This is a genomic window from Xanthomonas euvesicatoria pv. euvesicatoria, assembly GCF_020880415.1.
Classification (GTDB): Bacteria; Pseudomonadota; Gammaproteobacteria; order Xanthomonadales; family Xanthomonadaceae; genus Xanthomonas; species Xanthomonas euvesicatoria.
In genome coordinates this window covers 23683-47937 of record NZ_JAJIUJ010000034.1, presented here as the reverse complement: position 1 = coordinate 47937, position 24255 = coordinate 23683, and the positions used below count along the sequence as shown (strand labels likewise).

19 protein-coding genes and 1 other RNA gene are annotated in these 24255 nt (G+C 64.6%); 6 read left to right on the top strand and 14 right to left on the bottom strand.

From position 1 onward, the window contains the following. Positions 1-89: 89 nt before the first annotated feature. From LN450_RS05080 to LN450_RS23170, 8 genes are all read right to left on the bottom strand, one after another. Positions 90-1274, bottom strand: a complete 1185-nt coding sequence (locus LN450_RS05080; protein ID WP_014091488.1) for an endo-1,4-beta-xylanase — start codon at positions 1272-1274, stop codon at positions 90-92. Positions 1275-1321: 47 nt separating this feature from the next. Then, positions 1322-4093, bottom strand: a complete 2772-nt coding sequence (galB, locus tag LN450_RS05075) for a beta-galactosidase GalB (protein ID WP_011349106.1) — start codon at positions 4091-4093, stop codon at positions 1322-1324. Positions 4094-4177: 84 nt separating this feature from the next. Next, entirely contained in the window at positions 4178-5596 is a 1419-nt protein-coding gene (gene uxaC / locus LN450_RS05070) for a glucuronate isomerase (protein WP_011349107.1), read from the bottom strand. Positions 5597-5636: 40 nt separating this feature from the next. Further along, positions 5637-6614 carry an endo-1,4-beta-xylanase gene (locus LN450_RS05065; RefSeq protein WP_008573839.1) on the bottom strand — a complete coding sequence of 326 codons (978 nt, stop codon included), beginning with the start codon at positions 6612-6614 and terminating at the stop codon, positions 5637-5639. 100 nt (positions 6615-6714) lie between these two features. Next, on the bottom strand, positions 6715-7113 hold the full coding sequence (locus LN450_RS05055; RefSeq protein WP_011349108.1) for a hypothetical protein: 399 nt from the start codon (positions 7111-7113) through the stop codon (positions 6715-6717). Next, positions 7110-8102, bottom strand: coding sequence for an endo-1,4-beta-xylanase (locus tag LN450_RS05050; protein ID WP_011349109.1), 993 nt, complete (start codon positions 8100-8102; stop codon positions 7110-7112). The genes LN450_RS05055 and LN450_RS05050 overlap by 4 nt, the downstream gene beginning before the upstream one ends. A gap of 9 nt (positions 8103-8111) precedes the next feature. Next, on the bottom strand, positions 8112-9425 hold the full coding sequence (locus LN450_RS05045) for an MFS transporter (protein ID WP_011349110.1): 1314 nt from the start codon (positions 9423-9425) through the stop codon (positions 8112-8114). Further along, a complete protein-coding gene (locus LN450_RS23170) occupies positions 9422-9550 on the bottom strand; it encodes a hypothetical protein (protein ID WP_256127428.1) in 129 nt (42 codons plus the stop codon). Before LN450_RS23170 ends, LN450_RS05045 begins: the two co-directional genes overlap by 4 nt. 335 nt (positions 9551-9885) lie before the next feature. Between LN450_RS23170 and LN450_RS05040 the strand changes: the two genes are divergently transcribed. From LN450_RS05040 to LN450_RS05025, 4 genes are all read left to right on the top strand, one after another. Beyond that, entirely contained in the window at positions 9886-12819 is a 2934-nt protein-coding gene (locus LN450_RS05040; RefSeq protein ID WP_011349111.1) for a TonB-dependent receptor, read from the top strand. A gap of 98 nt (positions 12820-12917) precedes the next feature. Next, entirely contained in the window at positions 12918-14405 is a 1488-nt protein-coding gene (locus LN450_RS05035; RefSeq protein ID WP_008573831.1) for an MFS transporter, read from the top strand. Between the two features lie 32 nt (positions 14406-14437). Next, positions 14438-15472, top strand: a complete 1035-nt coding sequence (locus tag LN450_RS05030; protein WP_008573829.1) for a glycoside hydrolase family 43 protein — start codon at positions 14438-14440, stop codon at positions 15470-15472. Positions 15473-15810: 338 nt separating this feature from the next. Further along, positions 15811-16344, top strand: coding sequence for a lipocalin family protein (locus LN450_RS05025; protein WP_011349113.1), 534 nt, complete (start codon positions 15811-15813; stop codon positions 16342-16344). Positions 16345-16402: 58 nt separating this feature from the next. Here the strand turns inward: LN450_RS05025 and LN450_RS05020 are convergent, their stop codons facing one another. From LN450_RS05020 to LN450_RS05010, 3 genes are all read right to left on the bottom strand, one after another. Next, entirely contained in the window at positions 16403-16756 is a 354-nt protein-coding gene (locus LN450_RS05020; protein ID WP_011349114.1) for a ribonuclease E inhibitor RraB, read from the bottom strand. Positions 16757-16969: 213 nt separating this feature from the next. Then, on the bottom strand, positions 16970-17368 hold the full coding sequence (locus LN450_RS05015; protein ID WP_011349115.1) for a DUF5076 domain-containing protein: 399 nt from the start codon (positions 17366-17368) through the stop codon (positions 16970-16972). A gap of 57 nt (positions 17369-17425) precedes the next feature. Then, the gene (locus LN450_RS05010) at positions 17426-17998 is read right to left on the bottom strand and encodes a hypothetical protein (RefSeq protein WP_008573822.1); all 573 of its coding nucleotides are present in this window, start codon (positions 17996-17998) and stop codon (positions 17426-17428) included. A gap of 152 nt (positions 17999-18150) precedes the next feature. Between LN450_RS05010 and LN450_RS05005 the strand changes: the two genes are divergently transcribed. Further along, positions 18151-18354 carry a YdcH family protein gene (locus tag LN450_RS05005; protein ID WP_008573820.1) on the top strand — a complete coding sequence of 68 codons (204 nt, stop codon included), beginning with the start codon at positions 18151-18153 and terminating at the stop codon, positions 18352-18354. Positions 18355-18983: 629 nt separating this feature from the next. Here LN450_RS05005 and LN450_RS05000 read toward each other — a convergent pair. Then, complete coding sequence (locus tag LN450_RS05000; protein ID WP_011349117.1) at positions 18984-19964, bottom strand: zinc-binding dehydrogenase; 981 nt, start codon at positions 19962-19964, stop codon at positions 18984-18986. 261 nt (positions 19965-20225) lie between these two features. Between LN450_RS05000 and LN450_RS04995 the strand changes: the two genes are divergently transcribed. Then, positions 20226-20299, top strand: a non-coding RNA gene (locus LN450_RS04995) — sX9 sRNA. A 4-nt stretch (positions 20300-20303) separates the two neighbouring features. Here the strand turns inward: LN450_RS04995 and plsB are convergent. Together plsB and LN450_RS04985 are read right to left on the bottom strand one after the other, a co-directional pair. Continuing rightward, positions 20304-22970: a glycerol-3-phosphate 1-O-acyltransferase PlsB gene (gene plsB / locus LN450_RS04990; RefSeq protein WP_011349118.1), complete on the bottom strand. Its 2667-nt coding sequence runs from the start codon at positions 22968-22970 to the stop codon at positions 20304-20306. Further along, the gene (locus LN450_RS04985) at positions 22970-23941 is read right to left on the bottom strand and encodes a hypothetical protein (RefSeq protein ID WP_011349119.1); all 972 of its coding nucleotides are present in this window, start codon (positions 23939-23941) and stop codon (positions 22970-22972) included. The genes plsB and LN450_RS04985 overlap by 1 nt, the downstream gene beginning before the upstream one ends. Positions 23942-24255 lie beyond the last annotated feature (314 nt).

The window sequence follows — 24255 nt, the reverse complement described above, 5'->3', positions numbered from 1 at the left end:
GTGTTTCGAGCCATCCATGCCGCACCGAACATCGGCCGTGCTCGCCTGTGCCCGGGCGTGGTGGTCAGCAGCTCTTGGGCCGGCAGCCGCTAGCGTGCAGCGGTTGCGGTGGGCACGGCCAACACCGCATCCAACGCCGGCTTGGGTTGATGATTGCGATCGAACAGCAGCGGATAGTTGGTGCGCCCAGGTACCGGGTAATCGTTTTTCCACGACATGTCATCGCTGACGCCCCACACGCTGACGCGCGCAATCTTGTCGCGCTTGCGCCAGAACAGCGCGAACAGCTCGGCATACCGGTCGCGCAATTGCGCCTGCACGTCGGCAGGCAAACCATCGCGATAGGGGTCGAGAAAGCGCTTGAATTCCGGCAGCTGAAACTGCTTGTGCGCCATGCCGGTGCCGATGATCTGGCCTTCCTTGGTGAGCGGCAACACATCGATGTCCAGCTCGGTGATCATGACCTTGACGCCAAGCGCAGCGTACGCATCGATCGCGTCCTCGATGTCGCGCAAGCTGGGGTAGTTCAGCCCCCAATGGCCTTGCATGCCCACGCCATCGATACGGACACCAGCCTGCTGCAGCATCTTGACCATGCGCACGATGCCATCACGCTTGGCCGGCCGCCATGCATTGAAATCGTTGTAGTAGAGCTGCGCATCCGGTGCATAGCGCTGTGCGAAGGTGAAGGCATTGCGGACCACCGTGTCGCCGTCGCCCACGCGCTGTACCCAGTTGGTCGAACGGTAACTGCCGTCTTCGTCGATGATTTCGTTGACCACATCCCAGGCTTGCACCTTGCCCGTGTAACGCCCGGCCACCGCCGCGATATGCGCACGCATGCGTTCCAGCTGCTGTGCCGGCGTATTGGGCCGACCATCGGCGGTAGTGAAGAACCACTCCGGTGTCTGGTTGTGCCAGACCAGGGTGTGACCGACCACGAACTGCCGATTGCGCTGTGCGTAGGCCACGAATGCATCGGCTGCACTGAAATCCTGCACCCCACGACGCGGCGCCACCACTTCGGCCTTCATCACGTTTTCCGCGGTCACCGCATTGAAGTGACAGGCCGCCAACGCAGCGGAGGCTGCGTCCTTGCCGGAGACGATATCGGCATTGACGGCAGTCCCCAGCAGAAACCCTTGCGCATACGCCTGCTTGAGCGAGGTGCCGGGCGTCCCGCACGCGGCCAGGGCCTGCAGCGTGCACACTGCACTGAGGCCGGCGATCAGCAATCCCAGGCGTTTGGTGAGGTTGGCGCGGTTGATGTGCATGAGCAGGTCCGTTGAGAGGTCACAGGTTTCGATTGCACTGGATCGCATCACTGCACCGCCACCTGGGTCTGTGCGGCTTGCAACGTGTCCGATTCCACATGCACGGTGATCGTGCCACGCGCCCCGGCCTTGGCACGCACGATCGCCAGGCACAGCCCATTGAAGGCATGACGTTGCGACGCAGCGAACGTTTCCAGATTGGTGGGGTCGCCGTTGTCGGTGGCCACCAACTCGCCAGGGCCTTCGATGCGGAAGCGCAGGCGGTCGCCCGCGGTCGGTGCGGGACGTCCGTCGCGATCGAGCAGGCGCACGGTGATGAAGCTCAGGTCTTGTCCGTCGCCGCGGATACTGCACCGATCCGGCGTCAGCTGCATGCGCGCGGCGCGGCCTGCCGTCTGCACGCGCTCGCTGGCCCACGGCTTGCCGTCCTTGTACGCCTGCACCCGCAATTCGCCCGGCTGGTACACCACCGCGTCCCAGCGTAGCCGGTACTGCCGTGGCGCCTTGCGCTTGCGCCCCTGCGAAACGCCGTTGACGAAGAGTTCGGCCTCGTCGCCGGAGGTGAACACATGCACGGGCGTGACCTGTCCTTCGCGCCCTGGCCAGCTCCAATGCGGCAGCAGATGCGCCACCGGCAGTTCCGGACGCCAGCGCGACTGATAGAGCCAGTAACGGTCCTTCGGGAAGCCGGCCAGATCGAAGATGCCCGAGTAGGAACTGCGCGAGCTGTAATACGGGGTGGGCTCGCCCAGGTAATCGAACCCGGTCCAGACGAACTCACCGGCCACGTAAGGGTGTTGATCCAACGCAGCGAACACCTTGTCCGCGCTGGAGCCAAAGTCCACCGCATGCAGTTCGTACGCGCTGACCTGATGCGCCACCGAATCGCCGCCACGGCCATCGCGTACCGGTGCGCTGTTGTCCGCAGTGACCGGAAACAGGTACACGCCACGACTGCTCAGTGCCGAGGCAGTCTCGCTGCTGACAATGGCCTTGTGTGGAAACCGTGCATGGAACGCGGGGTATTGCGGCGGTTTACGGATGCGCTCGGTACCCTCGAACTCGGCTGCATCGCGGATGCCTTCGCCCTGGTAATTGAGGCTGACGACATCCAGCGCAGCGGGCAGCGGCATCTCGGGCGAGGCGTAGTTCATCGCCACCGTGGCCGGGCGCGTCGGGTCTTCTGCATGCACGATGGCGCGCAGCGTGCGCGCAATCGCCGCGCCCTGTTGGCCGGTGTATTGCTCGCCAACCTCGTTGCCCACGCTCCACAGCATCACCGAGGGGTGGTTGCGGTCGCGGCGCAGCATCGCGCGCAGATCGGCGGCATGCCACTGCGGAAACACCAGATGAAAGTCCAGCGGGGTCTTCTTCATCTCCCAACTGTCGAACACCTCATCCACCACCAGCAGACCCATGCGGTCGGTCAGATCGAGCAATTCGGGCGCAGGCGGGTTATGGCTCATGCGGATGGCGTTGGCGCCCATCTGCTGCAGCAATTGCAACTGTCGCTCGGCGGCGCGCCTGTTGAACGCTGCACCGAGCGCGCCCAGGTCGTGATGATTGTTCACCCCGCGGATCGGCACGTGCTCGCCGTTGACCAGTAGGCCCTTGTCGGCGTCGAACACGATGCTGCGAATGCCGAAGCGGGTTTCGTAGCGGTCCACCACGCGTCCCTGTTGGTCGACCTCGGTGACGGCCACATAGCGATGCGGGTGCTGGGTGGGTGGAGGCCCCCACAGGCGCGGGGCATCGATCCGGGTGCTGCCTTGCACCTGCGCCGTGCCGCCGGCAGGGACACTGATGGGCTGCGCGGGAATGCGCGCGACCGCTTCGCCACTGGGCCGGTCGCTTGCATCGTCGAGCAGATAAATCGCTGTGCGCACCTGCGCCTGGGTTGCGCTGCGGGCGGCGTTGTCCAAGGTGACGGTCAGCTGCACCTGCGCCGCATCGGCCGAGACGTACGGCGTGGTCAGCTGCGTGCCCCAGTGCGCGATATGCAACGGCGCCGCTTTGGTCAGCCACACGTTGCGATACAGCCCACCGCCTGGATACCAACGCGCCGACTCGGGCGGGTTATCCAGGCGAATGACCAGCTGATTGCGCTTGCCTGCAATCGCATACGGCGTCAGATCCACGCGCCAGGAGCTGTAACCGTACGGCCAGCCGCCGACAAGCTTGCCGTTGAGCCAGACCGTGGCGTAAGACATCGCACCATCGAGATCCAGAAACATCGCGCGGCCGCGATCGCTGGCCGGGATGTCCAGGCTCTTGCGATACCAGCCGATGCCCCAGCTCGGCAACCGACCCATGCCACCGTAAGGCCCATCTGCCAGGAACGGCCCGGCAATGGCCCAGTCATGCGGCAGGTCCACGGTTTCCCATGCGCTGTCGTCGAAGTGCGGCTGCACATACGCCACCGTGCTGCCCGGATTGCCTGGAGGGCGTATGTGCCGTTGGGCCGGGTCTGCGATCAAACCGTTGGCGGTGGGCAGGATCCACGGCTTGAGCACGCGCACGGCGGGCGCATCGATGAGCTGCGCTTGTTCCGGCTGCGCATCGGCCACCCTGCCATCGCTGCTGCGCACCACCTGCGGGCGCACATCGTAGTCCAGGATTTCCTGGTTTGCGGGTGGGTCGCCACGATGAAAGCGCCACTGCGCATCCAGCGAAATACGTTCGCGCGAGGCGTCGCTGGCAGCGTGCGGTGCTGCGATGATGGGCCATGCACTGCAGAGCCAGAAAAGCCCCGTGCAGGCACGTACTGCATAACCTGCGCGCAGCGCTCGTGTGACGTTGTGCTTGGCGTGTGCACGCATCAGTTCACCGATCCTGCCGCTGCGCAGGATGCAGTGGCGCCGCGTGCGCACGCCTCGGCACTGCCGCCCTCCGTTTACGCCACCTCACAAGTTGTACGCTTGCTTGGGTAGGCGGTAGGCCAGGTCGATTGCCACCTCGGTTGCCTCGTCCTCTTCCAGCCGGTGCTCGGCAACGAGTTTGGCCAGGAAGGCGCTGTCCACGCGCCGCGCCACATCGTGCCGCGCGGGAATGGACAGGAATGCGCGGGTATCGTCGTTGAAGCCCACGGTGTTGTAGAAGCCGGCGCTGGCCAGGGTCTGCTCGCGAAAGCGCCACATGCCCTCCGGCGCATCATGGAACCACCACGCCGGGCCGAGCAGCAGGGAGGGGTAATGCCCGGCCAATGGCGCCAGCTCGCGGCTGTAGCTGGTTTCGTCCAGGGTGAACACGATCAGGCGCAGGCGCGGGTCGTTGCCATGCCGATCCAGCAAGGGCTTCAACGCATGCACGTAGTCGGTGCGCATCGGAATGTCGGCGCCCTTGTCGCGTCCGTACTGCTCGAACAGCTGCCGATTGTGATTGCGGAAGCAGCCCGGATGCAGCTGCATCACCAGGCCGTCGTCAAGGCTCATCGCCGCCATTTCGGTCAGCACCTGCGCACGAAACAGTTCGGCCTGCTCCGGCGTGGCCTCACCGCGCACCACCGTATCGAACAGGCGCTGCGCTTGGACCGGCGACAGATCGGCGGTCGCGGCGCTGGGGTGCCCGTGATCGGTCGAGGTGGCGCCGTGCGCGGCAAAGAACGCACGCCGTTGCCGATGCGCGCGCAAGTAGCCATCCCAGCTGAGCACGTCCTCACCGGTGAGCGCGCCGAACTGCTGCAGCGCGCCGGCGAACTGCTCGTGCTCCGGGTCCACGACCGGGTCAGGGCGATACGCCGTCACCACCCGTCCCTGCCAACCGCTGGCGGCAATGGCCGCATGGTGCTGCAGCCGATCCAGCGGCGATTCGGTGGTGGCGATCACCTCGATATTGAAGCGCTCGAACAGCGCACGCGGCAGGAATGCTGGCGTTTGCAGCGCGGCGGTGATGTGGTCGTAATAGTGATCGGCGGTGCCGGCATCGAGACGGATACGCAAATCGAAGACATCATGGAACACATGATTGAGCCATAGCGCCGACGGCGTGCCGCGCAACAACGTGTAGTGCTCGGCAAACACGCGCCATGCCGCACGCGGGTCGACTGCTGCGCGGGTTCCATCTGCGCGCGGGATGCCCAGGGCATCGAGGTCGATGCCCTGGCTGTACAACATGCGGAATACATAATGGTCCGGCACCAACAACAGTTCGGTGGCGTTGGCAAACGGTGCATTGGTGGCGAACCAGGCCGGGTCGGTGTGGCCATGCGGGCTGATGATCGGCAGCGTTGCAACCTGTGCGTACAGGCGGCGGGCGATCGCGCGCGTGCCGGGATCGGCCGGCAGCAAACGATCGGGATGCAAGGACAACACGGAAGAACGCATGATCGATATCAGCCCTATGGACAATGAGAAGGAAGCCCGGTCAGGGCCTGCTGGCAACGTAGCTGCGTAGCCAGGTCAAGGCCGGGCGTTCGCTGCCGTCGTAATTGATCAGATACGCACCTTCATTTTCACGCCATAGACCGTGACGGAAACCCCACACGTTCACGCCACGCACGGCCGGATGCTCCCAGAACATCGGGAAGAAACGCTGCCAGGCTGCCAACTGCTGAGCGTCGGTACGCCCATCCAGGTCGAACTCGGTGATGTAGATCGGCAGTCCGGTGGACGCCAACAGGTCGAGGTTGGCGCGCTGCACCGAAACTGAGGGGCCGTTGCTCGACAGGTGCCCCTGGATGCCGATCGCATCGATCAGGTGTTCTTGCTGCAGCAGCTGGATGGTGTGCAGATACTGCCTGGCTTGGTCGTTGTACTCGGTGACGTTGTAGTCGTTGATCATCAACTTGGTATGGGGGAAATACTTGCGTGCCAGGCGGAATGCCTCAAGCACCCAGTCCACGCCGGTCGCCCCGGTGCCGCCCAGTGCCCGCAGATAGTTGCCCGTATCGCTGCGGCGATTGTCCGGCTGGTTGTGACCCGGCAGCGTCTCGTTGGCCACCTGCATCAAGTCGATGTCGGGGTAGCGCTGCGCAATCGCGGCAAACCAGTGCTCGATCGCCGCAAGCTGCTCGTTTGGCGGCAGGTTGCGCACCCACGTCGGCTGCTGGGCACCCCAGAGCCCGACATGGAACTGGAATTGCATGTGGTTGCGCTTGGCCAACTGGTAAGCCTCGTCGAGCGGGCCCCAGTTCATCTGGCCGCGCACGGGCTCGACGCTGCCCCATTTGCCCGCATTTTCGGGCACGTCGGCGTTCCAGTAGTTGGTGAAGCCCTGCGCTTGCTGTGGGCTGTAGGCGCTGCCCAGGACGCGCTGCTTGCCGGCAGCGATGGGCCCGGCAACAGCGGACGCATACGCGCCCAGCAACAGCACAAGCGTGAGCGGATAACGGAGTTTCAACATGTTGGCATCCTCGATAAGTGAGCAAGGCAGCTACGGAAAGGAGCAGGTGCGCTGACGTGCGTCGGATCGACGCCAAGTGCGCAGACACCTGGAACCGCGTCTAGGCCGGTTGCTCCACTCGCGCCGGCTGCGTCGTGACACCAGGCGGTGCACCACCGCCAGCGCCAGAATGTAGGCCGCACCCACCGTAAAAAAATTTCGAAATGTAGCCGCCGATGGCCTGCAAAACGAAACCAATGAGCGGTGTGATCAGGATGGCGCCGAGGCTGTCCATTCTTGCGACTGCAGGACAAGCAAGCAGGTCAGCAAGCAGCGTAAAAGGACATGCCGACCCGCCTTGGTGTGCGGCAGTGGTCAGCGCGGTCAGCGCGGTCAGCGCGGTCAGCGCGGCTATTTGCCACACGGCGCATGCAGCCAACACGATGACGTGCGCGCATCGGCATAAGGTCAGGACACCAGACAAAGGTCTGTGAGCGCGGCGCGCATCAATAATTGTCATGGCGCAGGTGCACCGGGATGGGCTGCAACGTAGTCGCGCAGCCACGCCAGCGCCGGACGTTCGGTGCGGTCGGCGCGGATCAGGTAGGCAGCTTCCTTGTCGCGCCACAAGCCGGGCCGAAAGCCCCACAGGGTGAGGCCATGCACTGCCGGGTGTTCCCAGAACACCGGAAACACACGCTTATAGTCGGCCAGTTGCTGCGCATCGGTCGGCCCGTCCAGATCGAACTCGGTGATATAGATCGGTAGGCCGGTGGCGGCCAACGCATCCAGATTGTCGCGATGTACCGACATCGCCACCTCCGGCGTGGTCTCGAAGGCATGCTCCTGCACCCCGATCGCATCGACCAGGTTCTCACGCTGCAGCAGCCGCACGATCTGCAAATACTTCTGCGTGGCCTGCGCGCTATTGGTGATGCTGTAGTCGTTGATCATCAACTTGGTGTTGGGAAAATGCTGGCGCGCAAGCCGAAACGATTGCAGCACCCATTCCCAGCCGCTATCGCCGTTACCCCCCAGCGCCTGCAGATAATTGCCGCCGCCGGTATCGGCCTTGCTGGGCGGGTCGTTGAGTGGCTCGTTCACCACCTCCAGCAGCGCGATCTCCGGGTAGCGCTGCGCAACGGCGGCAAACCATTGCTCGATCTCGCGGCGCTGCTCGGCCGGCCGCAAGGTCTTGATCCATTCCGGCTGCTGGTTGCCCCACACCATGACATGCATCTGGAATGGCATCTGATTGGCCTGGGCAAACCGGTATGCCGCATCCAGCGTGCTCCAGTCCATCTGGTCGCGCACCGCCTCCACACTGCCCCATTTGCCGCCGTTTTCCGGGGTGAGCTTGTTCCAGTACTGCGCAAACCCCGGCGCCTGCTGCGCGCCGTACGCACTTCCAAGGAATTTGGACGCCGCCGCTGCCAGCGGTGCCGCGTGGGTTGGCGCGGCCATGCCGGCCACCATCAATAACCCCAGTGCTACTGCGCGCTTGTGCATAGGCTCACCTCAGGACGATGTCGGCGCTGGATCGGCAGGCAACTGCGCCGGCTCCAGCCGCGGCACCAGCGTGTGCACGACGGCCAAGGCCAGCAGATAGGCAGAGCCTGCCATCAGAAACACCGGCACATAGCTGCCGGTGGCTTGCAACAGAAAGCCGATGAAGGTGGCGATCAGCATGCCGCCCACCGCACCGGCAAAACCGCCGATGCCCACCACCGTGGCAACCGCGTGGCGCGGAAACATGTCCGAAGGCAGCGTAAACAGATTCGCCGACCAGCCCTGATGGGCGGCGGTGGCCAGCCCGATCAGCGCGACCGCCAGCCACAGGTTGTCGGCGCGTGCGGCAAAGACGATGGGCACGACGGAAATCGCGCAGATCAGCATCGCGGTCTTGCGTGCGCGGTTGACGCTCCAGCCACGTGCGATGAAACGCCCGGCCACCCAACCACCGGCAATGCTGCCGATGTCGGCCAGCACGAAGATCACGATCAAGGGCACGCCCAATTGCAGCAGACTCAGGCCATATTCGGCGTGCAGGAACTTCGGCAGCCAGAACAGGAAGAACCACCAGATCGGGTCGGTGATGAACTTGCCCAGCACAAACGCCCAGGCTTGCCGATGCCGAAGCACCTGTAGCCACGACAGCCGGCGCTGCACCGGCTCATGCGCATCGCTGCGGATGTGCGCCAGTTCTGCAGCAGACAACCGGGGTTGTTGCTCGGGCGGGTGATAGCTGAACCACCACACCGCCAACCAGGTTGCACTGAGCACGCCGGTGAACAGGAATGCCGCCTGCCAGCCCCAGGCGGTGGCAATCAACGGCACCAACAATGGGGCAACAATGGCCCCGATATTGGAGCCGGAATTGAAGATGCCGGTGGCCAGCGCGCGCTCACGGCGCGGGAACCATTCGGCCACCGTCTTGAGCGCTGCAGGAAAATTGCCCGATTCGCCAAGGCCCAGGAAAAACCGCGCAATCGCAAACCCCACCACGCTGGTGGCCAAGGCATGCCCCATCGCCGCCAGGCTCCACAGGCCGATCGCCAGCGCATAGCCGAGCCGAGTGCCGAAGCGGTCGATCACCGCACCGCTGCACAGCAAGCCCAGCGCATACGCCGCCTGGAATGCGGTGACGATATAGCCGTACTGGATTTCGTTCCAACCGATCTGCGTCTGCAGGAACGGCGCCAGCACGCCCAGTACCTGGCGGTCCACATAGTTGATGGTGGTGGCGGCTAGCAGCAGGGCGCAGACCCGCCAACGCACCCGGCCGAGCCTTGCCGTTGCGGCCCCCGGGGCCGCGGCGGGCACCTCGCTCATGCGCGTGGCCTATGCGGGCGCGCCAGCGCGCCGGCTTCCTGCGCGGATTGGCCGATGTCCTGCAAGCGTGCACCCATCAGGTGCCGATCGGGTCCGTCGCTGCCGTGTTCTTCGGTTCGATTCATCGACCACTGCACCTGCACGAAGGTGGCCTTGTGCCACGGATGATAGCGCTACCATTACCACGGCATCGCGATAAATCCATCGCGCAGTGCAGCACTGCGCCTCCGTACGCAAGCGCGTCCGGCGCGACGGCGTGGGTTGGCCGGCGACCTGCCGGCGCGTGCACGCATCTATGCTGCCCTGCAGCGTGATGTTCCGAATTTGTTAGCGCTAACATCAAATGCACTGATCGTCCGTCTCCCCCATCGCACCATCGTCGCGCCGCGCAACGGCAGCGGCACTCCCTGCGCAGGGGCGATGCGTGGGACATCTGCTACCTGTTAGGGAAGGGATTACGGTGAAGAACAGCTACGCACGAACCGCGTTGTCCTGCGCGTTGGGATCCATCCTGCTGGGCATGTCCAGCACCGCCGCCTGGGCACAGTCCGCCGATGCCCAGAGCACGGCGCAAACCCCGCCAGCCACTGCCGGCAATAACGATGCGGTGACCCAGCTGGATACCGTCACCGTGTCCGGCTACCGACGCAGCATCCAGTTCTCCACCGACGCCAAGCGCGATTCGGTCGGCTTTGCCGACACGGTGTTTGCCGAAGACATCGGCAAGTTTCCGGACATGAATATCGCCGAGTCGCTCAACCGCATTCCCGGCGTGCAGCTGGCGCGCGACGTCAATGGCGAAGGTCTCAATATCGCCATCCGCGGCCTGGGCACCAGCTTCACCAAGACCACGCTCAACGGCGCCAGCATCGCTACCGCCTCGATCGGCCTGAATGCGCAGAACCAGAACCGCGAAGTCGATCTGAATCTGTTCCCCACCGAATTCTTCACCCAGCTCACGGTGAGCAAGACACCCACCGCGAGCATGCTCGAAGGCGGCGTTTCCGGTGTGGTGGACATGCGCAGCGCGCGCCCGTTCGACCGCCCCGGCGTGCACTTCACCTATCAGGCGCAGGCCGACTGGAACAGCACCAGCGAAAAAACTACCCCACGCGGCGCTTTCATGGGCAGCTGGACCAATGAAGCAGGCACCTTCGGTGCACTGTTCGGTGTGGCGTCGGTCCGCAGCAAACTCGGCGTGCGCGGTTTCGAGAGCGTGGGCTGGACCAACCCCGGCCTCACCTACACCCAGTGCGGTCTCGCGCCGCCGGCAGGAACGCCAGCCACCAACCAACCGGCGGCGTGCAACGTCAATGGCGGCGGCAACTGGCGCATTCCAGACACTGTGCCCGCCACTGCCGGCAGCGGCCTCACCACCGGCGAGACCATCGACGCCGCCTGGCTGCTGGCGCGCAACCCGGGCCTGAGCATCGACCAGATCAGCGACGCGCTGATCCCGCGTCTGGGCCGCAGCGTCTACATGAGTGGCGATCGCGACCGCGATGCATCGGTGATGTCGCTGGAATGGCGCCCTTCCGACAGCATGCATTTTTACCTGGACACGCTGTACTCCGAAGCCGAGCGCACCACCGAGCGGATCAGCATGAATCTGATCGGCCGCAACGGCAACATGATTCCGCTCGGCATGCAGCTGGATCAGAACAACGTGGTGACCAGCGCCACCTTCGCCAACGCGCAGTACTTTTTGGAAGCGCGCCCGTACCACGAAAACGTCAAGTTCTGGAGCGTCAATCCCGGTGCGGAACTGCTGTTTGGCGCCGAGCAGGACATCAAGCTCAATGTGCAGGCCAATGCCACCCGTAGCTGGCTCGCGCGCGAATCGCCCAGCATCCTGGTCACCTCGCCGTTCACCACCGTGGACTACCGCAACGAAGGCGGCGACCGCCCCAGCATCACCAGCCCGCTCGATCTCAACGACCCCAACCTGGGCTGGGGCTGGACGGGTGGCCGGGTCAATATCCAGAACGAAAAGCGCCAGACCGAAACGCGCGGCGCGCGCGCTGATCTGCAGTTCGGCGAGGACAAGCGCAACGTCAAGATCGGCGCGTCCTACGACATGGCCGAGCGCACCATCCGTGGCTTCGACAACAGCACTGCCTGGGAACAGGTGGTATGCCGCGGCAATGGCGGCAACGTGTGCAACGGCGGCGCCGGCTCGGCAATCCCGAACGCGGCCCTGGCCAGCTATCTGAAACCCGGCCCAGGCGGTTTCATCACGGCCGACTTCTCCCGCTTCCTGGCCGACACCAACTACTACGCGCTGCGCGATGCCGCACCGGAGAGCAACTCGGCCAACACCGGCGCTTCGACCGGCGGCATCCGCGAAAAAAATCTGGGCTTCTACATCGAGACCAATGCGGAAGCCGATGTCTGGAACCGCACCATGCGCTTCAACGCCGGCGTGCGCTATGTGACCACCGACCAGACCATTACCGGCCCGGTCACCATCAATGGCGTCCGCAGCGTGCAGGTGCTGGATTCGGATTACAAGGAAACCCTGCCCTCGTTCAACGTGGCATGGGACGTGGCCGACAAGGTGGTCATGCGCCTGTCCAGCTCGCGCACGCTGACCCGCCCCGATCCCAGCGCGATGCTGCCCAACACCAACTTCAGCGACCCTTCCGCGCAGACCGCCACGCAGGGCAATCCGAACCTCAAGCCGTATCTGTCGACCAATGTGGATTTCGGCGGCGAGTGGTACACCGGCGGCGAAGGCTATGTGGGCCTGACCCTGTTCAACAAGCGCATCACCGGCTTCACCGTCAACGGCATCCGCCGCATTCCGTTCAACGACCTGGGCGTGAACTACGACACGCTATTGCCGATCCAGCAGGCCGGCCTGGCCCAGCGCGGCGGCCCCAATGCGGCCACCGTGGATGTGCAGACGCAGGTCAATGCCGATGGTGTGCTCAATATCCGCGGCACCGAGGCCATCTGGGTGCAGCCGCTGGACAAGCTGTTCGACGGCCTGGGCTTCAGCCTCAACTACACCCACGTCAACCAGCAGTCCGAAGGCGAAGGCGTGCCGGCGGTGGCCGTCGGTGTCGCACCCAACCTCTGGAACGGCACCGTCTACTGGGAAAAGGACGCAGCCTCGATCCGCCTGTCCTACACCTGGAACGACGACATGGTGATCTCCGGCGCAAACCAGAACGGCATTCCGTATGCGCGCCTCAACGCCGACGCGCGCGGCCAGCTCGATATGTCGGCGAGCTACGCACTGGATTGGCTGCCGTCCAAGCCGCAGATCACGCTCAACGTCACCAATATCACCAACGAGCCGTTGCGCACGACCTTCGCTTGGCCCAACGCCACCTACGACCTGTATGAGCCCGGGCGCACCGTCATGCTCGGCATCCGCGGTACCTTTTGAGTGTTGTCGTCATCGGTCGCCGTTCCTCCCAGCGGCGACCGATGGCGCAATGCGCGCCGCGGCGTTTTCCGCAGCATTCTTCGAGTCCGCCCCACCTCATGAACGATCGGTCACAGCAGCTCTCCTTGCGCGAAAAGATCGGCTACAGCCTGGGCGACCTGGCCGCCAATCTGATCTTCCAGACACTGGTCACTTTCCTGGCGTTCTTCTACACCGATGTGTTCCGCATACCTGCCAGCGTGGCAGCGACGCTGATCTTTGTGGTCGGCATGTTGGGCGCGTTCGTGTTTACGCCGGTCATCGGTATTTTGGCCGATCGCACGCGCACCCGCTGGGGCAAGTTCCGCCCGTGGATTCTGTGGACCGCACTGCCTTTCGGGGCGTTGTCGCTGGCCGCCTTCAATACGCCCACGCTCGGCGAGCAGGGCAAGATCGCCTACGCCTTTGCCACCTACACCTTGCTGATGCTGGTGTACGTCGCCAACAACCTGCCGTACTCGGCCTTGAGCGGCGTGCTCACTGGCAGCATGGAGCAGCGCAACAGCTTGTCGGCGTATCGCTTTCTGGCGGTGACCTTTGCGCAGTTCATCATCCAGGTGCTGTTGCTGCCGTTGGTCTTGATTCTGGGCAATGGCGACAAGGCGCAGGGCTTTCGCAACACCATGGCGCTGTTCGCGGCGATCGGCACGCTGTGCTTTCTGATCACCTTCTTCACCACGCGCGAGCGGGTGCTGCCGATCAGCGAACAACGCAACAGCGTGCGCCAGGACCTGACCGATCTGGTCCGCAACAAGCCCTGGCTGGTGATGCTGGCGCTCACCATCCTGGTCTTCATCAATCTGGCGATGAAGGGCGGGATGTACATCTACTACTTCAAGTACTACCTCGACGCGAATGCGTTGACGCAGTTTCTCGACCACGCCGGGTTCAACCGCTTCATCGCCGGCATCAACAGCGTCCTGACTGGCGCCGGCATGAGCGCGTTGCAGTGGCCACAGGACGCACCGACTTCCGCATTTAGCGTGTTCAGCGCCGGCGGCATCCTGGCGATGATCGTAGGCATCGGTTTTTCCAAACGCCTGGCCGACCGCTTTGGCAAGCGCAATGTCTTCGGCGGCGCGCTGCTGATCTCCACGCTGTTCCTGCTGGCGTTCTATCTGTACCCACCGAATGCGATCGGCTGGGTGTTCGCTTCCTACGTCCTGCACGGGTATTTCTACGGCATCACCATCCCGTTGCTGTGGGCCATGATCGCCGATGTGGCCGATTACTCGGAGTGGAAGAACCACCGCCGCGCCACCGCCATCATCTTCTCGGCGATGTTGTGCGGCTTGAAGATCGGACTGAGCGTAGGCGGCGCACTGGTCGCCGGCATCCTGGCGTTTTATGGCTATGACGCAGCACTGCCGCAGCAAGGCGCGGCCGTCACCAACGGCATCCGCCTGTCCATCAGCGTGTACGCCTCGCTTCCGTTCCTGCTCGGCACTGCATTGCTGGCGCTGTACGAAATCGACAAGGCGCTGGAAACCCGCATCGAGCACGAACTGGGCATGCGCCGACAGGCCGCCCCGTTCGCCACTGTCTGACCTCCCCTCCCACTTCATGCACAGGTACGCGCATGTCCGATGAACTGCAAGCCGCTAATCTGCAGGCGCTGGCGCGCACCGCCATTTCCGCACCGCTGGTCACCCACCTCTACACCGCCGACCCGTCCGCACATGTATTCGACGGTGCGCTGTATATCTATCCCTCGCACGACCTCGATGCCGGCGTGGCCTTCAGCGACGACGGCTCGCATTTCGACATGGCCGACTACCACGTGTTGCGCATGGCGCATCCAGGTGCGGCGGTGGAAGACCTCGGGCAAGTGCTGCATGTGCGCGATGTGCCCTGGGCGCAGCGGCAGATGTGGGCACCGGATGCGGCACAACGCAACGGCAAGACTTATCTGTACTTCCCCGCAAAACGCGCCGACGGCATATTCCAGATCGGCGTGGCGGTGGGCGATCGCCCCGAAGGCCCGTTCGTCGCCGAGCCGCAGCCCATCGCCGGAACCTACTCGATTGACCCGGCCGTACTCGCCGCCGACGACGGCGCGCATTACCTGTACTTCGGCGGCATCTGGGGCGGCCAGCTGCAGCACTACCGCGATAATGTCTACGCGCAGACGCATCAGGAACCGGTGGGCGAGGCACCCGCACTTGGCCCGCGCGTGGCGCGCCTGCACGCGCACATGACCGAACTGGCCGAACCCAGCCGCGAAGTCGTCATCCTCGACGAACACGGCGCCCCGCTGCGCGCAGACGACCACGCCCGCCGCTTCTTCGAAGGTCCCTGGGTCCACCAACATGCAGGTCGGTACTACCTGTCGTATTCCACCGGCGACACCCACCAGATTTGCTACGCCACCAGCGACTCACCCTACGGCCCGTTCAACTACCAGGGCGTGCTGCTCGCACCGGTGGTCGGCTGGACCACGCATCACTCCATCTGCTTGTTCCAGGAGCAGTGGTATCTGTTCTATCACGACAGCGTGCTTTCGGGCGGCCAGACGCATCTGCGCAGCATCAAGATGGCACCGCTGGAACATGCTGCAGATGGAACGATCGCGACGATTTACCCGTATGGGGAAGACGCGGTATCGCCTTGGTGAGTGCCGTTGGGAAACCGCCCGCCGACATCCCTCGAGTCAGTGATCGCTGGGCAGCTGACGGTGGAAGAAACGTCCTTTCAGCTCGATGCTTCAGCGCACCTTGTCGTCATCACGGCGGCTGAGGGTTGAACAATACTCACGGCATAAATTGGGCGTTTCCGGCGTTTGAGTGGCTCTTTATTTGGCTCTTGAACGCAGATGACTCGGCAAACGGCACCGACGTGTCGCACGCACTAAGGCCAGTCTTGCCCCCAGGCCGGAGCTACATCGCATGGGCTCGCATCCAGACGCAGTGCACCTACGTATTGCTGAGACGTGCCCTCTTAGGTAGAAGTGCCATGCGACGTAGTTCGATGCTGTTGTTACTCACGCTCGCGGTCCACGGCAGTGCTGGCGCAAGCGATTCACGCGCTGCCCTGCCCCGCGCAGACACCGTTGATGTGCCGCGCTTCATGGGCGACTGGTATGTGATTGCGCATATTCCGACCCGGCCCGAGCGCAGCGCCTACGACGCGGTGGAGAGCTACGCGCTGCGACCGGATGGTCGCATCCAGACCACCTTCACCTTTCGCAAGGGCAGCTTCCAGGCGCCGCTCAAATCGATGCATCCGATCGGCCAGGTGGCGAAGGAAGGCAATGGCGCGCTCTGGCGCATGCAGTTCTTCTGGCCGTTCAAGGCCGAGTACGTGATCGCCTGGCGGGACGCAGCCTATACGCAGACCATCGTGGCGCGCAGCAAGCGCGACTACGTCTGGTACATGGCGCGCACCCCGCAGGTCTCCGATGCCGACTATCAGCAAGCGGTCGAGCGTATCGCGGCGATGGGCTACGACGTGACGCAGCTGCGACGTGTGCCGCAGTCAGCGCGCTGATGCGAAAGCGCTGATAGGAGGATCTGCACGCCGTGCAGTCCTCGAACTGGCCGAGCGCTCAGGCGTCCTTCGCGTCCCCGAAGAATTCCCATCCATCGTTCAAGCCGTCCAAGGGCTTGGCCTCGGCTGCCAGGTCTTCCTCGAACGCCGAAATCGCCTTGTACGACGGCACCATGGTCGGATACACCGTCACATCCATGGGAAACGCCGTATTTTCCGGGTAATGACAGCAGCGGACTTTCTGCTCGAAGCGAAGCATCTTCACCGAGAACTCCAGCGCCGATTCCTTGCTGGGGAAGACCACCGAAAAAGCGATTTCCCGCGGCTTTGAAAGGTCGACACCTTGCTGTGCGATATGCCAGAGCGTGTCGCCGTTATCGTCTTTGGGATACAGAATCAGATCTCGCTGCATGACACTCTCATCAGGACGCTCTCATCAGGTGTTGGTCGGGAAGGCCAGTGACGCCAGGATCTTTGCCCTTGGGCGAGAAAGCCAGCGTCGATGGTATCCAAAAGGCAGCACGGCGATGCGTCCGTGCCCGGCGCACTGCTAACCGAGTCATCGCAGTCAATAGAGGCTTGCCCGGGACGCGCGATCGCGCAACAAGGGCCTTGCACGGCGCCGCTAGTGCTCGACTGGCAGCGCTCCCTCTTGCCGACCGCTCGGGTCGGCAACGCGTCGCAAGAAGTCATCCAGCATCAGCGTGCGACATTGCGCGAGCGGCATGCCATCGCGCTGTGCGTACATCCGCGAAGCATGCTCGAACAGATCCGCAAGCAGTTCGCCGAAGTCCTCTGCACCGCCACCCAGATCGCGATTGATGCTCACGTGCAGCTGTTCATTCGCGGCCCATAGACGCAGCAGTTCGAAGGCCTCCGGATCGGCCAGTGCGTCGGGCGGGATAATCAATTCACCATCGTGCATGTCTTCCCTCGTCGGGGTCGCACGTTCAATGAACCCGCGCGGTGTCGTCGATGCCTTGCATTCGCCAGCGCGCACGCACGCGACATCAGTGATCAGCAACCGTGGGGCGATGACAGGTGCCGGCTCACGCCGGCGCCTGCTGCTCCGCTGAGTGCCTCACGGCACCCAGATCAAATTCATCACCTGCGGATCGGCGGTCACCTTGACCAGCTTGCCGCTGGGGCCGAACTGCACCTGGTACTCGGAGAAGCTGTCGCGCCAGTAGCGCCACAGCGAGGCGTCCAGGTTGGGGTTTTCGCTGCTGATCGGGTAGCCGACCGCCATCAGCACCTGTTCGCGGGTCATGCCGCCGGTGAGCTTGCCATCGTTGATCGCCTGGCGAATCTTGGGCGGGAAGGTAGCGAGCTTGAGCTTGGGGTCGGTGGTGACGACATACCGGGCGGCAAAGGCGGTGTTGTCCAGGTCGCGGCTGTAATCGTTGCCGATGGACTGCTTTTCGCCGGCGATCTTGAGGTTGACGCGGTTGCGGCCGAAGCCGGTGACGCTGACCGGGGTGCCGACCGGGAGCATGCGCTTGCCGTCTTCGGCGTAGTTGCTGTCGCTGATCCAGCTGCCGTCGGTGCGCAGGTTGCAGCACAGAAAGCCGTCGTACTTGGCGACATCGGCGGCGCTGGCCAGGTTGGCGGCGGCGAACAGGCCCAGGGCCAGCAGGGAAGGATGCAGACGCATCGAAAGACTCCTTTCTCGACGGCCGTAGCCGCGCGGCAATGATGGACGGGGCGCGCCGCCGTTTCCCCGCGGCGCGCGGGCATTGTCGCAGCCCCGGGCCGCTTGGCAAGCGTGGGTGACGCGCGCAGCCCGGGGTTGTGTATGCTCGGGGGGTGGAAACCCTGTCAACCGCCGAGATCGTCGAACAGATCGCCGAGTTGCGACGCGCCCACCGCGCGTTGGACGAGGAGATCCAGCGCGTGCCCGCGAACCTGGACGACGAGCTGCAGATGAAGCGCTTGAAGAAGCGCAAGCTGCACATCAAGGACTGCATCACGCGGCTGGAGATGGAGTTGGTGCCCGACGAGCCGGCGTGATGGCTGGTTGGCGGTAGCTTGCGTCAGCTGCAGAAACGGTCCCTCAACCAGAGCCCGTGCTTGCGACGCGGGCACCCGAAGGCACGAGCGCCAGGGGCGCACCAGCCATGCGTTCTCGCCCCGACGTGAGGAAAGGCTTTGATCTGTGCTGGTGGGATGACGCTCTGTAAAGCGCTGGTTCGCGGCTTCCTTATTTCGCCGAAGCAGGCTCTAGCGCTTCGCGTCGAGACATTCCTTCTCGTACCTGGAGAAGCTCACTGCATCGCAGCCGGAACTGCACGTCTCCTGCATCGAACCGGCTAAACCCATCGCGCCGATAAGCTCCCTTCTCCCACCGGGAGAAGGTGCCCCGAAGGGGCGGATGAGGGTACGAGTGCTGAACGTTGTCAACGGCCAAGTCGCTCTACTCTGATTGCGCAGCGCTAACTGCGAACGACCGCTGGCTGCAACGGATCAACACACACATCGGCCACACGACACATACGACCGCGCGGCGCACGTAAGATCAGTGCTCGCTAGGAGCCGCTCTGAGAGTTCCAGCCGCGCAAGCGACACTGCCATCCAGCCAGCGCGGGCGACCTGCCACTCCGTCCCCGCGCTGGCGCTGTTTCGATCGGCGCGCGCCCCGCTCAACCGGCGCGCAGCAGGACCTTGCCACCTCGCCCCGGTTCGGCACTGGCCGCTGCCGCCTTGGCCGCGTCTTCCAGATCGAACACCGCTTCCACCGGCAGCGCCAGGTTGCCGTCGAGCGCGGCCTTCAACAGCTCGCCGATCATGCGGCGCTTGTCCTCGGACTTGGTGGCGGCCATGACCTTGCTGCCCCAGAAGCCGCGCACGGTGGCCTGCTTGAAGATCACATCGCCGCTGGCAATCTCCAGCGGTTCGCCGGTCATCGAGCCGAACGAGATCAACTCGCCGCCCTCGGCAAGCAGCCCCATCAGCTCGCCTGCCGCCTTGCCGGCCACCGAGTCGATCGCGCGCACGATCGGTGCATCGCCGGCCAGCGCGCGCACGCGGTCTTGCCAACCGTCCTGCGCGGTCGACACCGCATTCCCGATCCCCAGTGCCTTGAGTTCGTCCACGCCGGCATCGCGACGCACCAGATTGATCACGTTGATGTCGCGTGCCGCCGCGAGCATGGCGACGGTCTTGCCAACCGCGCCGTTGGCCGTGTTTTGCACAATCCAGTCGCCTTTCTGGACATGCAGGAACTCGATCAGCATCAACGCGCTCAGCGGCATGGCGATGAGCTGGCAGCCACGGTCGTCATCCAGTGCATCGGGCAGTGGGACCACGCCGGTCGCCTCGGCCAGAAAGTAGTCGGCCCAGCTCTCGTGCACGCCGGCAGCGACGACGCGCTGGCCGACCTGCAGGTCCTGGACGCCTTCGCCCAGCGCATCGATCACTCCAGACCCTTCGCTGCCGCCGATCGCCGGCAACGTGGGCTTGTAGCCGTAGTTGCCGCGCACCGTCCACAGGTCATGGTTGTGGATGGGCGAACGCCGCATCGCGATGCGGACCTGGCCCTTGCCGGGTTGCGGTGTGGGCCGCTCGCCAAGTTCGAGCACCTTGGCCGGGTCGCCGAACCGGGTGTGGATGGCTGCGCGCATGCAAGTCTCCTGTCGGCGGCGCCCGTGATGCAGCGCAGCCGATCACAGTGAAAGGTGCTGCGATGCTAACGGGAACGCTGCAAGCGCCCGATGAAGCGAACGGAACCGCTGTGTGAAAGGCGGCCGGCGCCTCGCCCACCGCCACCTCGCCACGCACCCGACGCGCCCTGCAAGACGTGAAGGCATTCGCCAACGGCCTGGAGCATCCAACAAAACGACTGTGCAGCCGCCAGGCGGGCGCGGCCGGTGCCCGGTATCGGCATGTACCACGCGTACGCTCCGGTTCGTGCCCGCCGTCCACCCACCTGACGACTGCTCGCTACGTCTTGTCAGTCGCTCTTACTGCGGCGGCACAGCCACGTCCGGCTTGGCCGCTGCCGGGCTGACGCGTTCGATGGTATGGCGCAGTTCGCGGCCGAGAATGAACTTGGCGTCCTTGGCCCAGGCATCCAGGCGCTCGTCGAACATCAGCTTGCTGTTGTCGTCCGGCCACACCAGGCGCAACTCGCGCAATTTCTGGATGAAGCCGCGGAACAGGGTCTTGTCGAAGAACTCCGGCGCGGCCGGTGCGTACAGCAGGCTCAGACGCTGCGCGGCCTGCTGGCACAGGCTTTCCAGTTCGCCGGCACCGAGCACGCCGGGGCCGTTCTTCACCAGCACCGAAATGGCGATGTAATAGCGCTCGAACGCTTGCTGCAGCGAATGGCCGATCGCGCGCAGGCGGAACACTTCGTCGGTCTGCCCGGTGTTGCGGGTCAGGATGCCGCCGTCGTCGTCGGTGACGTTGAGCAGCAGGCCTTCGCGCACGAACATGTCGATGGTCTGTTCGATGCGTTCGGCAAAGCGGTCCTCGCTCCACGGCAGGAACAACTCGGCCTGCAGGAACGGATACACCGTGCGGCCCAGGCGCAACAGACCGGCGCGGCTCATGCGGCGGTTGTTCTGGAAGCAGCACGCCACCCACGAAGAAGCGGTGAACAGGTGCAGCACGTTGTTGCGGAAGTAGCTCAGCAGCACCGCGGTATCGCCGCTGACGCTGAGCACATCGCCCAGCGGGTGCGACACGCGCGTGAGCACGTTGATCTCTTCGGCGTGGGTGATGATGCGCGCCGGCGTATGCGGGGTGACGGTGACGCGGTCCGAGTACGGCATCTCGGCCAGCAGCTTCTTGCACAACTCGATCTGCGCGATCAGGTCGGCCTCGCCCATCGCGTGCTTGGGCGTGGACAGCAGGGCCAGCGCCAGCAGGTTGATCGGATTGACGTCGGCGGCGCAATTGATGCGGGTCTGGATCTGCGTAGACAGCATGTCCACCGCGGGCGCCAGCCAGGTGGGTTTTTCGTCTTCCGGCAGCGGCTGGCCGTCCCAATCGGGCGCGTGCCTGGCCAGCACGTCGTTGAGCGCGATCGGCTCGCCGAAGTTCACCACCACCTGGCCGTAGTTCTGCTTGAGCACCTTGGGGATGGACCACAGCAGGCCCCAGATGGATTCCTTTTCCTTCGGCCGGCCGGTGAGTTCGTCCAGGTAGCTGTTGCCTTCCATCAACTTTTCGTAGCCGATGTACACCGGCTGGAACAGCACCGGCTTGCGCGGCTGGCGCAGGTACGCGCGCAGCGTCATCGCGATCATGCCGCCCTTGGGCTGCAGCAGACGCCCGGTGCGCGAGCGCCCGCCTTCGACGAAATATTCGATGGAATAGCCGCCAGCCACCAATTGGGCGACGTATTCGCTGAGCACGGCCGAATACAGCGCATTGCCCTTGATCGAGCGGCGGATGAAGAACGCGCCGCCCTTGCGCAGCAGCGTGCCGACCACCGGCAGGTTGAGGTTGATGCCGGCCACGATGTGCGGCGGCACGATGCCGCGTTCGTACAGCAGGTAGCTCAGCAACAGGTAGTCCATGTGGCTGCGGTGGCTGGGCACGTACACCACTTCATGCCCGGGCGCGGCCTGTTTGAGCTTGTCCAGGTGATGCACCAGCACGCCGGCGTAGATGCGGTTCCACACGTGGGTCAGCAGGAAGCTGGCCGAGCGCACCACCGGGCTGGAATAGTCGGCGGCGATTTCCCACGCATAGGCATGCGCCTTGCGCCAGGCATCGACCGGCTTGGAATTGTCGCGCTTGGCCTGGATGGCGATGGCTTCGCGTACCGACTCGGCGGCCAGCACCTGGTCCACCAGCAAACGGCGGGTAGACAAGTCCGGGCCGATCACCGCTTCGCGGATGCGCCGGAAGTGCGTGCGCAACACGCGCTGCAACTTGCGCAGGGTGCGCTCGGGCGGCAGCCCCTCGGCCATGGTCTGGCGCAACGAAATCGGCGGGGCGAAGCGCACGATGGTGGTGCGGCCGTTGAGCAAGACCGACAGCAGGCGGCGGAAGCGGCCGACCAGCGCCCAGTTTTCTGAGAACAGCACGGCGAACCAGCCGCTCTGCTTGTCCGGCGCGCGGCCGACGAAGATCGATACCGGCACCAGATGCACGTCCAGGTCGGCGCGCACGCGGTGCGCCTGCAGCAACTTGGCCAGCGAATCGGAGTGGGTCTTGCCGCCGCGCTGCTCGGGAATCAGCGAATTGCTGCTGCTGCGCCGTGAGAGCGCCAGGTAGGCCCGCTTGCGCTCCAGCGGGTCGCCCGGCAACGGCACCAGCGGCGACGGCAGGCCGACTTCGCGACAGGCCTTGTCCAAAATCAGCGCATTGGACATGCCGTAGTCTTCCAGCACGTACACCACCGGGCGGCCGTCGTCGTAGCGACCGGGCTGGTCCGGCTCGATGGTCAGGCTCAGCCAGGGGTCGGCCAGGCGGCCGAGCAGGCGCGCCCACCACGGGCGCTTGGCGCTGCGCGCAGCGGCAACGCCGGGGGCGATCGATGGCGCAACCGCCGGCGGCACCGGCTCGGCGAGCGGCAAGGCCGCCGTCGTGGCGCCGGTGTCGGCTGCGGCAGTGCTGGGCGGGCTGGGCTGGCCGTCCGGGAACGGCAGGGGATTCTGTTCTGGCATCACGGTCATTATCGCCCAGCCGGGCGTTGCCCGGTGTCGGCAGCCTTCGCCGGCGCGACCGCTGCGGTGTCGGGCACTGCAGTGGCGCTGGGTAAGGGCGCGGCCTGGGCATCGAGCAGCGCCTGCACTTCGTTCTGGGTCTGCAGCTGGTACCAGTGGCCCTCGCGCTTGATCAGCGCGACGTTCAGATCGATATCGTGGGCGGCCAGCGGATAGCGCAGCCGTACCTGGGCGGTGTCGGCATCCTGCTTGATCAAGCCGGTCCGCAGCGCGTCCAGGCTGCCGTCGATCGACAGGTCGTAGCGCTCGAGCACCTTCTTGCAGGTTTCCCAGAACGGCCCGAGCCGGCGCAGGCTTTCTTCCATGCCCAGCCGCTGCAGGTCGGCATCGGAGGTGATGCCGGTGGCACGGGCGGCGGTCACCAGGTCGGCGATGCTGGCCTTGGCGCGGGGGCGATCGGCCAGCGGCGCAGTGGCGGCCCACGCGCTCAAGGCGTCGACCAACTGCACGTAATGGGCGCGCTGCTCGGGCTGGTAGTCGTTGCGGCTACGCAGGTATTGCACGCCGAACTGGCCCAGCGATTGCGCCGCCTGCGCGATGCCCTGGGCCTGGCCGGCCAGCTGCGCATCGAAGGCCTGCTGCAGGCGGCGTTCGGCATCGGGCGCCGACAACGACCCGAGCAGCGCGCCGACTTCATTGGGCAGCGGCAGTTCGGTCAGCGGCCAACGGCTGACACCGCTGCGCCACGCCGCCTCCAGCTGGGTGTATTGCGCAGGCGTCACCCGGATACGCGCATACGCCACCAGATCATTGCGCCGCAACGGCAGGGTCATCGCCTGCATCGCCGCGGCCGGCTCGGCCTTGGCGCCGGGCAGTGCGGGCGCGGTCTGGTTGCGCTGGCAGCCGCTCACGCACAGCGCGGCCAGCAGCAGCCACGCGGCGAAGTGGAACCGCCCTGCACGGACGGTAGGTAGCGACATGCGCACGATGTTCCCCCTGATCGATCGGCGCATCTTGCTGTCTGGAGGCATTGGCGGCAAGGCGGGCGCAAACCGTGCGCCACGGTATGGTAGGTAGATGTTACGTTTTCGTAGTTCCTGGCACGTTGTCGACCAGTGTCCGACATTGGCTGCTGATGTCTTATTCGGACAAACTTGTCCAGCGATCGGGCTTCAGCCCTTGCGCCACTTGCGTTTGGCCCAATGCTGCGGCGCATCATGTAAGCGCTTGCAGTTCCTGCTAGCGTGCGCTGCATCTCGCTTGGGGGTCTCCATCAGATGGGGCTGATGTCATT

Coding starts and splice junctions, on each gene's coding strand:
- galB (WP_011349106.1), bottom strand. CDS start 4,093: ATGCGTGCACACGCCAAGCACAACGTCACACGAGCGCTGCGCGCAGGT.
- LN450_RS05080 (WP_014091488.1), bottom strand. CDS start 1,274: ATGCACATCAACCGCGCCAACCTCACCAAACGCCTGGGATTGCTGATC.
- LN450_RS05025 (WP_011349113.1), top strand. CDS start 15,811: ATGCGACGTAGTTCGATGCTGTTGTTACTCACGCTCGCGGTCCACGGC.
- LN450_RS05045 (WP_011349110.1), bottom strand. CDS start 9,425: ATGAGCGAGGTGCCCGCCGCGGCCCCGGGGGCCGCAACGGCAAGGCTC.
- LN450_RS05000 (WP_011349117.1), bottom strand. CDS start 19,964: ATGCGCGCAGCCATCCACACCCGGTTCGGCGACCCGGCCAAGGTGCTC.
- LN450_RS04985 (WP_011349119.1), bottom strand. CDS start 23,941: ATGTCGCTACCTACCGTCCGTGCAGGGCGGTTCCACTTCGCCGCGTGG.
- LN450_RS05035 (WP_008573831.1), top strand. CDS start 12,918: ATGAACGATCGGTCACAGCAGCTCTCCTTGCGCGAAAAGATCGGCTAC.
- LN450_RS05030 (WP_008573829.1), top strand. CDS start 14,438: ATGTCCGATGAACTGCAAGCCGCTAATCTGCAGGCGCTGGCGCGCACC.
- LN450_RS05050 (WP_011349109.1), bottom strand. CDS start 8,102: ATGCACAAGCGCGCAGTAGCACTGGGGTTATTGATGGTGGCCGGCATG.
- plsB (WP_011349118.1), bottom strand. CDS start 22,970: ATGACCGTGATGCCAGAACAGAATCCCCTGCCGTTCCCGGACGGCCAG.
- uxaC (WP_011349107.1), bottom strand. CDS start 5,596: ATGCGTTCTTCCGTGTTGTCCTTGCATCCCGATCGTTTGCTGCCGGCC.
- LN450_RS05065 (WP_008573839.1), bottom strand. CDS start 6,614: ATGTTGAAACTCCGTTATCCGCTCACGCTTGTGCTGTTGCTGGGCGCG.
- LN450_RS23170 (WP_256127428.1), bottom strand. CDS start 9,550: ATGAATCGAACCGAAGAACACGGCAGCGACGGACCCGATCGGCACCTG.
- LN450_RS05010 (WP_008573822.1), bottom strand. CDS start 17,998: ATGCGTCTGCATCCTTCCCTGCTGGCCCTGGGCCTGTTCGCCGCCGCC.
- LN450_RS05020 (WP_011349114.1), bottom strand. CDS start 16,756: ATGCAGCGAGATCTGATTCTGTATCCCAAAGACGATAACGGCGACACG.
- LN450_RS05055 (WP_011349108.1), bottom strand. CDS start 7,113: ATGACAATTATTGATGCGCGCCGCGCTCACAGACCTTTGTCTGGTGTC.